General features: G+C 33.8%; 10 protein-coding genes and 1 tRNA gene. 7 read left to right on the top strand and 4 right to left on the bottom strand.

Going from position 1 to position 14,398, the window contains the following annotated elements; all coding sequences use genetic code 11:
• Positions 1 to 35: 35 nt before the first annotated feature.
• The 5 genes from Q7C23_RS11740 to Q7C23_RS11720 all read left to right on the top strand — a co-directional run bounded on the left by Q7C23_RS11740 (position 36) and on the right by Q7C23_RS11720 (position 7,774).
• Positions 36 to 725 (top strand): RluA family pseudouridine synthase, encoded by a 690-nt coding sequence (locus Q7C23_RS11740; RefSeq protein WP_194656893.1) that lies wholly within the window; start codon positions 36 to 38, stop codon positions 723 to 725.
• Positions 726 to 801: 76 nt separating this feature from the next.
• Positions 802 to 2,130 carry an aldehyde dehydrogenase gene (locus Q7C23_RS11735; protein WP_375032697.1) on the top strand — a complete coding sequence of 443 codons (1,329 nt, stop codon included), beginning with the start codon at positions 802 to 804 and terminating at the stop codon, positions 2,128 to 2,130.
• A gap of 124 nt (positions 2,131 to 2,254) precedes the next feature.
• The gene (locus Q7C23_RS11730) at positions 2,255 to 3,058 is read left to right on the top strand and encodes a hypothetical protein (RefSeq protein WP_375032696.1); all 804 of its coding nucleotides are present in this window, start codon (positions 2,255 to 2,257) and stop codon (positions 3,056 to 3,058) included.
• An 89-nt stretch (positions 3,059 to 3,147) separates the two neighbouring features.
• Positions 3,148 to 6,831: a response regulator gene (locus tag Q7C23_RS11725; RefSeq protein WP_375032695.1), complete on the top strand. Its 3,684-nt coding sequence runs from the start codon at positions 3,148 to 3,150 to the stop codon at positions 6,829 to 6,831.
• Between the two features lie 94 nt (positions 6,832 to 6,925).
• Entirely contained in the window at positions 6,926 to 7,774 is an 849-nt protein-coding gene (locus Q7C23_RS11720) for a neutral zinc metallopeptidase (protein WP_375032694.1), read from the top strand.
• 214 nt (positions 7,775 to 7,988) lie between these two features.
• Here the strand turns inward: Q7C23_RS11720 and Q7C23_RS11715 are convergent.
• From Q7C23_RS11715 to Q7C23_RS11700, 4 genes are all read right to left on the bottom strand, one after another.
• Positions 7,989 to 8,062: transfer RNA gene (locus Q7C23_RS11715), tRNA-His, on the bottom strand.
• A gap of 76 nt (positions 8,063 to 8,138) precedes the next feature.
• Entirely contained in the window at positions 8,139 to 8,855 is a 717-nt protein-coding gene (gene bshB1, locus Q7C23_RS11710; protein ID WP_375032693.1) for a bacillithiol biosynthesis deacetylase BshB1, read from the bottom strand.
• Between the two features lie 74 nt (positions 8,856 to 8,929).
• Complete coding sequence (locus tag Q7C23_RS11705) at positions 8,930 to 10,012, bottom strand: chorismate-binding protein (RefSeq protein WP_375032692.1); 1,083 nt, start codon at positions 10,010 to 10,012, stop codon at positions 8,930 to 8,932.
• A gap of 4 nt (positions 10,013 to 10,016) precedes the next feature.
• Positions 10,017 to 10,448: a PaaI family thioesterase gene (locus tag Q7C23_RS11700; protein WP_375032691.1), complete on the bottom strand. Its 432-nt coding sequence runs from the start codon at positions 10,446 to 10,448 to the stop codon at positions 10,017 to 10,019.
• 234 nt (positions 10,449 to 10,682) lie between these two features.
• Between Q7C23_RS11700 and Q7C23_RS11695 the strand changes: the two genes are divergently transcribed.
• Positions 10,683 to 12,197 (top strand): hypothetical protein, encoded by a 1,515-nt coding sequence (locus Q7C23_RS11695; RefSeq protein ID WP_375032690.1) that lies wholly within the window; start codon positions 10,683 to 10,685, stop codon positions 12,195 to 12,197.
• Between the two features lie 336 nt (positions 12,198 to 12,533).
• Positions 12,534 to 14,381: an endonuclease gene (locus Q7C23_RS11690; protein ID WP_375032689.1), complete on the top strand. Its 1,848-nt coding sequence runs from the start codon at positions 12,534 to 12,536 to the stop codon at positions 14,379 to 14,381.
• The last annotated feature ends 17 nt before the right edge of the window (positions 14,382 to 14,398 follow it).

The raw sequence follows: 14,398 nt of genomic DNA, 5'->3' as shown, positions 1-14,398 counted from the left end.
GAATTCTTTCCATTTAAAATCTAAGCAAGTCTAAAATGAAAATAATTTCAGATAAAAATAATCTCCAAATTCTGCACGAAGACAATCACATCATTGTGGTAAACAAACGTGTGGGTGATATTGTACAGGGTGATAAAACGGGAGACAAGCCTTTATCTGATGTTGTTAAAGAATATATCAAAGACAAATACAACAAACCTGGTGACGTGTTTTTAGGTGTGATTCATCGTTTGGATCGACCTACAACCGGAATTGTTGTTTTTGCAAGAACAAGCAAAGCTTTAACACGAATGAACGAAATGTTCAGTAATCGTGAAACGCAAAAAACCTATTGGGCGGTTGTGAAGAATAAACCTCAGGAAGCAACTGCCAAATTGGTTCATTTTTTAAAAAGAAATGAAAAAAATAATACTTCAAAAGCACATTTAAAAGAAGTTCCGGACAGTAAAATTGCCAGTTTGGATTATACTGTTTTCAAAGAACTTCAAAATTATGTGGCTTTAGAAATTAATCTTCACACCGGTCGTCATCATCAAATTCGGGCGCAATTAGCAGCTATTGGATCACCAATTAAAGGGGATTTGAAATATGGTTTTGACCGAAGTAATCCTGATGGAGGAATTCATCTTCATGCCAGAAAACTTGTTTTTATTCATCCGGTCTCCAAAGAAAACATAACAATTATTGCACCTACTCCCGATGAAACCATTTGGAATGCGTTGTGATTTTATGATTTAATTGTTACTTTTTTAAATTTTATCGATTAACTTGCATAGAGTAAAAAAACAAGTTGATCAAAAAATGGACTATAAAAACGACATCGGATACAGAAAAGAAACGCTTAAAAAGTTATTATATAACATACAAAAAAGCGAAGATTTAATTGTAAAAGCTTTATACGATGATTTTAAAAAGCCAGAATTTGAGGCTGTTCTGACAGAAACAAATTATGTTATCTCAGACCTAAAAGACACCATCAAAAACATTTACAAATGGTCCGGTCGTAAACGCGTTTTTCCTTCTATTCTTAACTTCCCTTCTACTGATTATATTTACAAAGAACCATACGGAAACGTTTTGGTTATTGCACCCTGGAATTATCCTTTCCAATTGGCTTTGTGTCCTCTTATTGCAGCTGTTGCAGCAGGAAACAGAGTTGTTTTAAAACCTTCTGAACTTACGCCGAATACCTCTTCAATCATTGCTAAAATTATTGAAAAGACTTTCCATATAAATCACGTTGAAGTACATGAAGGCGGTGTTGAAGTTTCTAATAAATTACTGGCACAGCGTTGGGATTATATTTTCTTTACCGGAAGCGTTGCTGTTGGTAAAGTGGTTGCCAAAGCAGCGGCAGAAAATCTAACTCCTGTAACGCTTGAGTTAGGTGGGAAAAACCCCTGTATTATTGATGAAACTGCTAATTTAAAACTAGCCGCCAAACGAATTGTCTGGGGAAAATTTATCAATGCAGGCCAGACCTGTATCGCACCGGATTATATTCTGATCCAGAAAAATATGAAAGTCAATTTCATTACTTTTTTAATTGATGAAATCATAAAATCATATGGCAAAAAACTGGATAAATCTCCCGATTTTGCCCGCATTATTAATACCAAGAACTTTCTTCGACTAGACAGTATGATCGAGCGCGAAAAAGTTATTTTTGGAGGAGAAACAGATGCCAATAAACTATTTATTTCACCAACATTAATCGAAGAACCGGCACTTGATAGTCCTGTAATGAAAGAAGAAATTTTTGGCCCAATTTTACCTATTCTTACTTATGAAACTGAAGCGGAAATTCAAAACATTATAAGCAAATACGAAAAACCACTTGCCTTTTATATTTTTAGTGAAAATCATTCTTTTGCCAAAAAACTTATAGCAAATTATTCTTTTGGCGGAGGCTGTATTAACGATACCGTTGTTCATTTTTCGAACAAAAGACTGCCTTTTGGCGGCGTTGGCCATAGTGGAATTGGTGCTTATCACGGTAAATTAAGTTTTGATATTTTCTCTCATCACAAAGCTATTGTCAAAAAAGGAAATTGGTTAGATCTTCCTATGCGATATGCTCCTTACAAAGATAAATTAGCTTCTATCAAACGATTACTAGACTGGATGTAAATAAACAAAAATGTGCTTATGGATATTTTGTAGATTATCATATGTAATTGATTAAAAATATTATATTTACGTTTCAGTATTTAACCTAAGCGTAAAAAGTATAAAAAACAATTCTATTATTAAAATGAAATCTACTCTTGATCAAATCGAAGACATTAAAAATCACGGCTATTCCTTAGATTTTTCAACTGTCTTTAACCATGCTTTTGAAAACTATAAAAAAATAGCACTTTACTTCGGGCTTATAATTTTAGTCTTTTCAGTTATCTTTTTTTTCGGCCTTTTTAGTGTACTTTTTGCTTTATATGGAGTAGAAAGTATGAGTAAAGATTTTTTTGAAAATTTCGATAGTCAGAAACAAAGCTCTGTACAAATGCTTATTTCTTTACTGGGCACTTCAGTAATAAGTGGTCTTATCGCTCCTTTTAGCGCCGGTTTTCTTAAAATGGCAGACTGCGCAGATAAGGATGAAGAATTTAATGTTTCAACTATTTTTACTTATTATAAAACACATCATTTTTCACAGATATTTACAGTTGGCTTTATTATAGCTATCATTAGCGGTGCAATTTCAACAATTATTGGCGCTTATTTTAACGAAATGGGAATCATTGGTATGTCGATCTTGCTGAATTTAATTATATCATTTCTTACCTATTTGGCTATTCCACTGGTAATTTTTGGGGATCTAAAAGCATTAGATGCCTTGAAATCATGTCTAATTATCATTAGTAAAAATCCGCTAATAATATTTGCTCTGGTTATTGTTGGTTTTATAGGGTCTTTCATAGGTTTCTTTGGATGCTGTATAGCCATAATTTTCACGCTTGCTTTTAATACATCAATGACCTACGCGACTTATTATGGAATTTTTAATATGGAAGAAGAAGATCCAATTGACACAATAGGTCAGTCAGATTTAGAATAAATCGGAAATTCTAAATAAATCAAGAGCTTAACCTACTCTGTTTAGAAAATTCAAAATGCTATTTACTAAACCAACATACCACGAATACTATGGTAGTAAACTATAGTTTTTACAATTCACTGCTTTCAGGAATTACCTATTTTGGTAATACCCTGAAAGCAGTTATAACAAATTGGTATGTGTTTGCTCCTGATATTATTTTCTACAACAATCCGAAACTTATCATTTTAGGTTTATCTCTTTTGGGTTTCTTAAGCATTCTTGTTTATCAGTTTTTTAAAATCAAAGCTAAAATTGGTAATTTCATTGAGAAAAGAAAAGAAACGGACACCGCCAACAACGAATATCAATTATATACCTTGTTTTTTGGTATCGCGGTTATTTTAATTGAAATCATCAATGAAATCTTTAAGATCAGGCCAAAAAGTCTCTTAGTTGCCAATGTTTCTATAGGTGTTTTTGTCCTGATAATTTATCTTCTGACAGATAAAATAAAAATACTCCGAGATAAAATTCAGGGGGTTTTTATCGTATCGTTTTTTATTTACATAAGCTATGTTGCCCGCAATATTATTTACCTTCCAAATGATGTTGTGCCCATAATTACTTTTTTAATTTCATTTTTCTTTTCGTACAACATCTTAAAACCAATAAAAATATATTGGGCATTTGTTGCTTTCACCTTTACCTTTCTGACCATAACAGTTGTTTTTAATTTAATTCCACTTAAATCATCTGTTTTACTGATCAATTTCAGCATTGTCACTTTTATTATCAATCAGGTAAAATATGCCGTTCTATTAAATAATCGGGATAACTTTAGATTTACCAATGAAATTGTTCATAAAGGAAACTCCCTGACAATTGCCACAAATGAAAAAGGTGAACTACTTTTTTGCAGCGAAACCATCACTTCAATTTTAGGCTATCTACCAGAAGAGGTAAAAGGACTGGAGTTCTGGAGACTTACAGAAGACCCGGAATTCAATAAAGAGAATTATCAAAAAAACTACATTGATAATAAATTATATATTCGAAAATTAAAAAATAAGAACGGAGAATTTAAATACATCCAATGGAAGGATAAAAAATTCTCCGAGCGACTAATTATTAGTATTGGTCAGGATGTTACAGAACAAATTATCGTTCAGGATCAATATAAAAATCTTATTCAGACTGCAACTGATATTATTTTTGAAATAAGTGCCGATGGTTATTTTACATTTATAAATGAATTTGGTTTTTCACTTTTAGGCTATGCTGAAAATGAAGTGATTTTACAGCATTATTCTAATTTTATACATGAAGATTATATCAGAAATGCTGTTGATTTTTACGAAAATCTGGAGAAAAATGGAAACAATTATCCCACAATCGAAATTCCAATTATAAAGAAAGATGGAAGCCAGATATGGATCTCTCAAAAAGTAATTGTCCGTAAAAATGATTTAGATGAAATCATAGGTTTTGCAGGTATCGCCAGAGACATTACGGAGATGAAAAATATTGAAAATGAGAAAAAAAGACGTTTAGAAAAAATTGAAGCCTATAATAATTCGACTAAAAAATTATCGACAACAGATTTTCGTGAATATAATAATCTGCAAACCGTAATAGATTCAATAATTAAAGAAGCTGCAACGATATCAAAGGCAAACAGAGTAAGTTTCTGGAAATTTACGGGTGACGTAATTATATGCAGAAACCTATTCAGTAGTGATGATCAAAATTTAAATGATAAAAATATTTTGGACAAGGAGTCATATCCTATTTATTTTGAAACCTTAAAAAACAAAGCCATAATAAATGCGCCAGATGTTTTTGATAAATTAGAAACCTCTGAATTTCAGGAAATTTATTTTAATAAAAACAAAATAAAATCAATGCTTGATGTTCCAATCTTTTCAAATGGACAACTGGCTGGTGTAGTTTGTTTTGAAAGTACAGGAGAAAAAAGAGATTGGGACAATGAAGATATCAACTATGCCAGAACTATTTCTGATGTCATTTCATTGGCTATTTCTTCTCAGATGCGACTCAAAGCAGAGAAAAAATTAGAACTTAAAAGTGATTTACTATCTGCATTGGCTTTATGTACTGAAAAGTTTCTGCTGAGTAAAAGTCTGCAAAAAATGTTTCAGGAAACATTTGATATTATTGGAAAAGCCTCCAAAGTGGATCATATTTTTTACCATGATAAAAACTTCGAAACCAATACTATAAGTCAGCAGTATAAATGGTCCCGAGATGGGATTGAACACCAGATAACTGAATTGCAAGATTTTACTGAGGATAATTTAAAAGAAATTATTCTTCATTCTCATAATAGAAAAGTATTAAATACGCGAACCCGGGATTTGGAAGATACGTTTTTTAAGCAATTATTAATAGCCAATAATATTAAATCCATATTAATATTACCGCTGTTTACCAACAACATTTTTTCAGGTTTTATTGGTTTTGATGATTGTACTAAAGAGAGAAAATGGACTGATGATGAAATTTATATTTTTCAAACATTAGCCAATAACATCTCTTCTGCCTTAGACCGAAATAGAAATATCGCCAAAATTAAAGAAAGTGAAGATGCAATTAAAGCCAAAGAACTGGCAGAAGCTGCAAATAAATCAAAATCTGATTTTCTGGCCAATATGTCGCACGAAATCAGAACACCTTTAAATGGCATTATAGGTTTTACCCATTTATTGATGAAAACCAATCTTGAAGAAATTCAGGAAAAATACATGACAACCATCAATCAATCGGCACATTCACTGCTGGAAATCATAAATGATATTCTTGATTTTTCTAAAATTGAAGCCGGAAAACTGGAGCTTTTTATTGATTTATATGATGTTCAGAAAATACTGGGTCAAATATTTGATTTAATTATTTACGAATCCAATCAAAAAAATCTCGAACTCGAATTAAACCTGGATCCTGAAGTGCCAAAATACATCTGGACAGATATTGTTCGTCTTAAACAAATTTTGATCAATCTTTTATCTAACGCAATCAAATTTACAAACGAAGGATCAATAAAACTAAACGTAACTGTTTTGGATAAAAAAGCAGATGATAACTACATCATTCGTTTTTCTGTTATTGACACCGGAATTGGAATCTTAGAAAAAAATCAGAAAAAAATATTCAAAGCTTTTTCTCAGGAAGATAGTTCAACAACAAGAAAGTTTGGAGGAACGGGCTTAGGCTTAACCATTTCGAATCAATTATTAGCTTTAATGGAAAGTCGTTTGCAGCTTAAGAGCAGAATAAACGAAGGCAGTAATTTCTACTTTGATCTGAATTTAAAAACCAGTCATGAAAGCATCAATGAAAAATTCAAGGAAATTTCGAAGCAAAATAATCCCGAATATGCTTTAAGTTATAGTTCTAATCGAAAAAAGGTGATTATTTTGATCGTAGAAGACAACAAAGTAAACATGCTTCTTTTAAAAACGATTGTAAAGAATCTAAACCTAAATGCCATTATTTTTGAATGTGAAAACGGGTATGAAGCCGTTAAACAAATTGAAAGTATTAATCCGGATCTGGTTTTTATGGATATTCAGATGCCAATTATGAATGGTTATGAAGCTACAAAAGCAATCAGAGTTACTGAAATAGGTCAGCGTATACCTATAATCGCCGTAACCGCCGGAGCTGAAAAAGAAGAACGAAATAAATGTTTATCAGCCGGAATGAATGATTATATCTCAAAACCTATTATAAGAGGTACGGTCGAAGAAGCCATACGAAAATGGTTAAAATAATTTTAAACTAAATTGTTCCTGTTAATGCGTAATTCCCAAAAAATATATAAATTCGTATGAAAGAAAACTTAAAAAAGTTTAAAACCAATATATTATGAAATGGTTAGGCAGAAGACAAAGTGATAATGTTGAAGACCGAAGAGGTGTCTCAGGAGGAAAAGTAGCTCTTGGAGGCGGCGTTATTGGTATCATTATTTTGTTATTAAATGTTTTTGGTGGTGAAACCGGTCAAACTGTCGGATCTGCATTAGAGCAACTGCAAGGTGGCCAGCAACAAACTGAAGCCGCTGCTCCATTGAGCAAAGAAGACGAAGAAATGGGGAATTTCGTACGTGTAATTCTTGCTGACAACGAAGACATCTGGAGTAAAATATTTGAAGAACATGGCATGACCTATAAAAAACCAAAATTGGTGCTTTTTAGAGGCTCTGTACAAACAGCCTGCGGTGGGGCATCATCTGCCTCCGGGCCTTTTTATTGTCCGGGTGACCAAAAGGTTTATATGGATTTAGGCTTCTTTGAGGAGCTTAAAACTAAATTTGGCGCCAAGGGTGGTGACTTTGCAATTGCGTACGTTATAGCGCACGAAATTGGCCATCACGTTCAAACCTTACTCGGAACGTCGGCTAAAATGCGTCAGGCACAGGAAGGAAAAAGTGAGACCGAAGCAAACAAACTTTCCGTTGCATTAGAATTACAAGCCGACTTTTATGCCGGGGTATGGACACACTATAATCAGAAAAACTTAGATACTGACGATATTGACGAAGCTTTAAGTGCTGCCAATGCTGTTGGCGATGACGCAATTCAAAGTAAAATGAGCGATCAGGTGGTTCCGGATTCGTTTACACACGGATCATCAGAACAAAGAATGTACTGGTTTAAAAAAGGTTTTAAAACCGGAGACATTGAACAAGGAACAACATTTGAAGAAATACGATAATTCAATAAACCAAACTATAATAACCAAGATGAAGCATGACTTAACCGTCATGCTTTTTTTTGATAAATCCAAAAAAAATAAATTTCAAAAAATAAATTCCAAATTCCAAATTTTCGAGTTTTTGTATTTGGAATTTGGAATTTTTTAAAAAACTTGGAATTTAATTTATTTCCACAAAAAAAGCCTTGAATTTCTTCAAGGCTTTAAATTTCTGGGTGGCTGACCGGGTTCGAACCGGCGACCCGCGGCACCACAAACCGCTACTCTAACCAGCTGAGCTACAACCACCATTTTGCTTAGCGGTTGCAAATATACAACTAATGTTTACTTCCGCAAATAAAAAATTGAAAAAATATTAAACTTTTTAAATCAAATCTTCTAAGCTATTGACTGCCAAACATCTTTCAACAGTAAAACCTTCAGCAAAATCTTTCCCAACAAGCCTTCCTAAGTCCTTAGCGCGGTAATTTAGGCTTTCAAAAAAGTTTTTACTTGTAATTGGCGTTGCAGGTTCATTAGAATCTGGATCATAAAATTGTGTTTTATAAGCCGCAATTGCTTCTACTTTTTTATCTTCAAAGCCTGTAATGTCTACAACAAAATCTGGTTCGATGTTTTTCCACTGAATATAATGATACACCACTTTAGGTCTCCAGGCCTCTTGTTTTTCACCATCAACAACAGTTTCGATTTTCATCAATCCAGATAAGAAACAAGCATCAGAAACCAGTTTACTTCCTTTTCCGTGATCAATATGGCGATCGTCAATTGCATTACACAATACAATCTCCGGTTTATATTTTCGGATCATTTTAATAATTTCCATTTGATGCTTTTCATCATTAACGAAAAAACCATCGCGCATGGCCAAATTTTCCCGAACCAAAACACCTAATATTTTTGCCGCAGCTTTCGCTTCTTCATCTCTGATTTCGGCCGTTCCCCGGGTTCCTAATTCTCCTCGGGTTAAATCTACGATTCCCACTTTTTTTCCTAGTGAAACTTCTTTTAAAATTGTTCCGGCACAACCCAATTCTACATCATCAGGATGTGCACCAAAGGCTAGTATATCTAATTTCATTTGTTTTTTGTTTGTTTTGTTTCAGGTTTCAGGTTACGTACAAAACGTGAAACTTGAAACCTGAAACTTTTTCTTTAACAACTACTATTCTTTTTTATATTCAAAACTCTTTTCATCGTCATTGATTTATTAACGCTTTCCTCCCATTCTTTTTCGGGAATACTTTCTTTTGTGATACCGCATCCCATATACAAAATCGCTTTATTATCCTTGATTTGCATGCTACGTAAATTTACAAATAAATCAGAACTTGCTGCTTTATGAGCAAAACTGCTATTCAACTCCCCCAGAAAACCCGTATAGAAAGTTCTCTCGTAATTTTCGTTTTCAATGATAAATACTTTTGCTTTTTTCTTTGGCAAACCACAAACGGCCGGTGTTGGATGCAAAGTATCGATAACTTCTTCTAAAGTTGAATTCTCTTTTAAAACACCTGAAATGTCGGTTTTAATATGCCAGATCGATCCTGCTTTGATACTATAAGGTTCCGTTACATTTACAGATGAAGCCACTTCACGCAATCTTTTTATTATAAAATCGGTTACGTATTGTTGCTCGTCTTTTTCTTTTTGCTGCCAGGAAATATACTCCTCAGAAACTGCTTTTTGAGTTCCGGCCAATGCGGTAGTTTCAAAAACACTTCCACTTGCTTTTAATAATTGCTCAGGAGTTGCTCCCATCCAAAATCCAATCTTGGGATGCGAAAAGCAATACGTAAAAGTTGATGGATACAAATGAATTAAACGTTTAAAAGTGACGATAAAATCAAAATCAGTCAGCTCAACAATTTCGCTTCTTGACAAAACTACTTTTTTGAATTCTTCATTTTTAATGGACTGAATTCCTTTTTCAACTAAAGCTTCATATTGCATTTTTGCTTCTAGATCAAAAGTTGGATCTTCCATTTCATTAAATTCAAAATTGCCAGCTGTTTGTTCAGCACTGATAATTTTCGATTCATTCTCCGGAATTAATACCAGCTGTTTTTCATCAAAAGAAGCAAAAACAAAACCTTTTTCGCTATAATCTGTGACTTTGTACAAAGTATCATCTTGCTGCAATAGCGCAAAAACACTTGATGAATTAGGTTTAGAATAAATGACAAAAGGCAATTTTTGCTCTTGATGTTTTCTTATAGTAGAGAAAAAGTCGTTCATGTTTTTATTCAGTTTTCTTTTTATCCAAAACCATATTAGTCAGTTTGCAAAGCGAAATCAGATTCCCTTCTTCATCCGTAATTTTAATTTCCCAAAGATGAATACTTCTTCCTTTATGAAGGATGCGTGCAGTACCAAAAACCCAGCCTTCACGAATACTTTTTAAGTGATTGGCAGAAATTTCAATGCCACGAACTTCCTGCTCTTTTGTGTCAATAAAAAAGAAAGAGGCGGCACTTCCAACACTTTCAGCCAAAGCAACCGAAGCTCCTCCGTGCAATAAGCCCATTGGCTGATGAACACTTTGATTTACAGGCATTTTTGCAGTTAAAAAATCTTTGCCTGCATCGATATATTCAATTTTTAGCGTCTCCATCAACGTATTTTTTGAAAACTGATTGCAACGCTCTAAAATTTGTTCTTTTGTATAATTCATTTAGAATAGGCTTTAAAATCGTAAAATTAAAGAAAAGATGAGATACAAATTAGAAAATCCAATTCTAATATTAAAAATCATTTATGAACCTGATCCTTTTTTGCTATTTTTACAAAGCAATAAAAATATTTGCCACAGATTTCACAGATTCACACAGATTATATCTATTCGCGAAGAATGGAAAAAATCATTTAAATCTATGAAATCTGTGGCAAAAAAATAACCCCATTCAAAATGCGTCACTATTTTGCACTCTTCATTCTCGGCCTACTTTTAGCTTTCAGTTCTTGCCGAACTGATTTTGATACCGTTGCCAGCACAGGAGATTTAAAGTTTTCAAAAGATACCGTTTATCTGGATACCGTTTTTAAGAATATTGGTTCGAGCACTTACCAACTAAAAGTCTATAATAAAACTAAAAACGATATCTCAATTCCGATTATTCAACTCAAAAAAGGGTTGAGTTCTAAATACCGGATGACGGTAGACGGAATGACCGGCAACAACGGGAAAATCTTCAATAATGTTACGCTTTTAGCCAAAGACAGTTTGTATATTTTTGTAGAAACAACTGCGGATATTACAGACGCCAATCCAACCGACTTTTTATATACCGATGAAATTCAGTTTGACAGCGGAGCGAATCTTCAACAAGTAGCTTTGGTTACTTTAATTCAGGATGCTGTTTTTTTATATCCGAAGCAAAATCCGGATGGAACCAAAGAAAAAATTCAAATTGACGGAAAAGATGTCGATGGATTTTATTTGGATGAAAATGATGCTGTAAACGGAAATGAATTGATTTTCACCAATGACAAACCTTATGTTATTTACGGTTATGCCGGAGTTCCCCAAAATAAGACAGTCAATTTTGAAGCAGGAGCTCGTGTACATTTTCATGCGAATTCGGGACTTTTTGTAGACAATAACGCTACTCTTCAAATTAATGGAACCAAATCGACCACTGAAAAACTAGAAAACGAAGTTGTTTTTGAGGGAGACCGATTAGAATCACTTTATTCTGATATTCCGGGACAATGGAATTCGATTATATTGGCTGATGGAAGTACAAATCATTCGATAAACCATTTGACACTTAAAAATGCCGTAATTGGTTTATCTTTCAAAAATCAGGATGCAACGACTGTTTCCATCAAAAATACGCAGATTTATAACTGTGTTGAGTATGGAATTCTGGCCCAAAATGCCCAAATTACAGGAGAAAATATCGTAATCAATTATGCAGGTTTAGCGAGTTTATCTTGTGTTTATGGCGGTAATTATAACTTTACTCATTGTACTTTTAACAACAACTGGCAAAGCAGCTCGCATTTCGCAGTAAACATAAGTAATACTTTGGCCGGTGAAACTCCAGAAACAAATCCACTGACTCAGGCTACTTTCAACAACTGCATCATTTTCGGTTCAAATACTAATGAATTTAATTTGAACAAAATTACCAGCGTTCCATTTGTTTATCAGTTAAATAATTGTCTGTTAAAATTTAGCAGTACTTCAACTAATCCAGATTATCAATTTAAAACAGACACAGAACATTACAATCAGATTATATTGAATGAAAATCCGAAATTTTACAATGTTTCTCAGAATAAATTCAACATCGATAATACGTCGCCCGCTTTCGCGAAAGGGAATCAGATCTATATAATTCCGTTAGATATTATTGGGGCAACAAGAACTTCTCCTCCGGATTTAGGTGCTTATCAAAGTGCAGTCTTCTCTAAATAAAGTAATCTATCGCAGAGTCGCAGAGCTTTTTATTTAAGTAACAATAAAGCTTACTGTTGTCATTTCGACGAAGGAGAAATCACATATCGTAACCATACAGTTCGTTGCTCTCTGGATGTGATCTCTCCTTCGTCAGAAATGACAAAAAATGAGAATAACTTTGCGACTCTGCGTCTTTTCGAGATTATTTTCTCAGAAAATTTAACCGTAAGAAAATATATCTAAAAATAAACATTCCTTAACTCAGCATATTCTTAAAAATAGTAAATTTGATATAACAATAAATTAAGATTCTTTAAATCAATCTATTACCACTCAAATCTAAAACTATTTTTTATGAAAAAACACTACTCTTTTTTCTTATTACTTGTTTTTACAGCAAGTTTTGCCCAGATTCCAAGTGGGTATTATAACACCGCAACCGGGACAGGCTATACCTTAAAAACACAATTGTACAATATCATTAAAGGTCATACTGATAATGGATATGCCGGTTTGTACACCACCTATCAAACTTCTGACGTTGATAACTTTTATGAAAACGACGGAACGGTTTTAGATATGTATTCCGAAAACCCTTCCGGAACAGATCCTTACAATTACAGCACAGGAACAACACAACGATGCGGAAATTATTCCGTTGAAGGCGATTGTTATAATAGAGAACATATTATTCCTCAATCTGTATTTAACGAGCAATCTCCAATGGTTTCTGATGCGCATTTCATCACACCAACTGACGGAAAAGTAAACGGAATACGTTCTAACTATCCTCATGGAACCGCAGCTTCCGCAACTTATACTGCTCAAAATGGAGGAAAATTAGGGTCAAGTTCGGTATCTGGATATTCAGGAACTGTTTTTGAACCTGTAAATGCTTTTAAAGGCGACATTGCCAGAATGTATCTCTATTTTGCAACACGTTATGAGAATACCGTTGCGGGATATTCATACGCCATGTTTGATGGTTCAAGTAACAAAGTTTTTACAACTGCATTTTTAAATCTTCTTTTGGCCTGGCATACACAGGATCCGGTAAGTGCGAGAGAAATTGCCAGAAACAATGCCATTTATGCACGCCAAAATAATAGAAATCCCTATATCGACCATCCGGAATATGTGAATCAAATTTGGGGCGGTATTCCTTCTGGAGATACTCAGTCACCAACTACTCCGACAAGTCTGGCTTCAATATCAAAAACGGCAACTTCAATTACAGTTGCCTGGACAGGTTCAACAGATAATATTGGTGTAACAGGTTATGATGTTTATGCAAACAGCGTTTTAAAAACTACTGTTTCAGGAGTAACAGCAACGATCACTGGTTTAACTGCTTCAACAAGTTATTCAATCTATGTAAAAGCAAAAGATGCTGCCGGAAATGCTTCTGCTTCCAGCAATACAATAGCAGTAACGACCAACAGCAGCGGTACAGGAACAGCAACCGATTTGCTTTTCTCTGAATATATTGAAGGTTCAAGCAATAATAAAGCTTTGGAGATTGCAAACAATACAGGAAACTCTGTTAGTTTATCCGCTTACACTATAAAAAAACAAACCAACGGGGCAGGTTCCTGGAGTACTGGTTTAGCTTTAAGCGGAACGCTAACAACTGGAAGTAAATTTGTAATTGTAAACAGTTCTATTTCTTCCGCTTGTTTTTCTACAAGCGCAGCCAATATTTCCACCACAGCAACCGAATTGACCTTCAACGGAAATGACGCCGTAGGTTTATTCAAAAATGGCGTTTTAATTGATATTATCGGAACATTCTCTGGTGGAACAGCCAACTTTGCAGCTGATGTTACTTTAAGAAGAAAATCGACCGTGACTTCTCCGTCAACGACATTTAATCTAAGTTCGCAATGGGATTCGTACACCACAGATACTTGTAATAATCTGGCAAGCAAAATGGCACAACCTATTGAAGAGGAAGAAATTGTTGAACTTTCAGATGAAATCGTAATTTATCCAAATCCTTCTGATGGAAATTTCTATGTTGGTTTTGCTGCTTTAAATGAAATTTACTCTATTGAAATTATCTCTTTTGCCGGACAAAAAGTTTTTGAAAAACAAAACACATCAGATCCTGCCATTTCAGTAAGTCATCTTACTAAAGGAATCTATCTGGTAAAAATCACAAAAGACTCCAAAACGATCATTAAAAACATCGTAATAAAATAATTAAAACCACATCTTAT

Source organism: Flavobacterium sp. LAR06 (assembly GCF_041946075.1).
GTDB lineage: Bacteria > Bacteroidota > Bacteroidia > Flavobacteriales > Flavobacteriaceae > Flavobacterium.
Note: the sequence above shows the minus strand (reverse complement) of the source record. Positions and strands in the feature narration are given on the sequence as shown.

Coding starts and splice junctions, on each gene's coding strand:
- Q7C23_RS11695 (WP_375032690.1), top strand. CDS start 10,683: ATGCGTCACTATTTTGCACTCTTCATTCTCGGCCTACTTTTAGCTTTC.
- Q7C23_RS11735 (WP_375032697.1), top strand. CDS start 802: ATGGACTATAAAAACGACATCGGATACAGAAAAGAAACGCTTAAAAAG.
- Q7C23_RS11725 (WP_375032695.1), top strand. CDS start 3,148: ATGGTAGTAAACTATAGTTTTTACAATTCACTGCTTTCAGGAATTACC.
- Q7C23_RS11740 (WP_194656893.1), top strand. CDS start 36: ATGAAAATAATTTCAGATAAAAATAATCTCCAAATTCTGCACGAAGAC.
- Q7C23_RS11700 (WP_375032691.1), bottom strand. CDS start 10,448: ATGAATTATACAAAAGAACAAATTTTAGAGCGTTGCAATCAGTTTTCA.
- Q7C23_RS11705 (WP_375032692.1), bottom strand. CDS start 10,012: ATGAACGACTTTTTCTCTACTATAAGAAAACATCAAGAGCAAAAATTG.
- Q7C23_RS11690 (WP_375032689.1), top strand. CDS start 12,534: ATGAAAAAACACTACTCTTTTTTCTTATTACTTGTTTTTACAGCAAGT.
- Q7C23_RS11720 (WP_375032694.1), top strand. CDS start 6,926: ATGAAATGGTTAGGCAGAAGACAAAGTGATAATGTTGAAGACCGAAGA.
- Q7C23_RS11730 (WP_375032696.1), top strand. CDS start 2,255: ATGAAATCTACTCTTGATCAAATCGAAGACATTAAAAATCACGGCTAT.
- bshB1 (WP_375032693.1), bottom strand. CDS start 8,855: ATGAAATTAGATATACTAGCCTTTGGTGCACATCCTGATGATGTAGAA.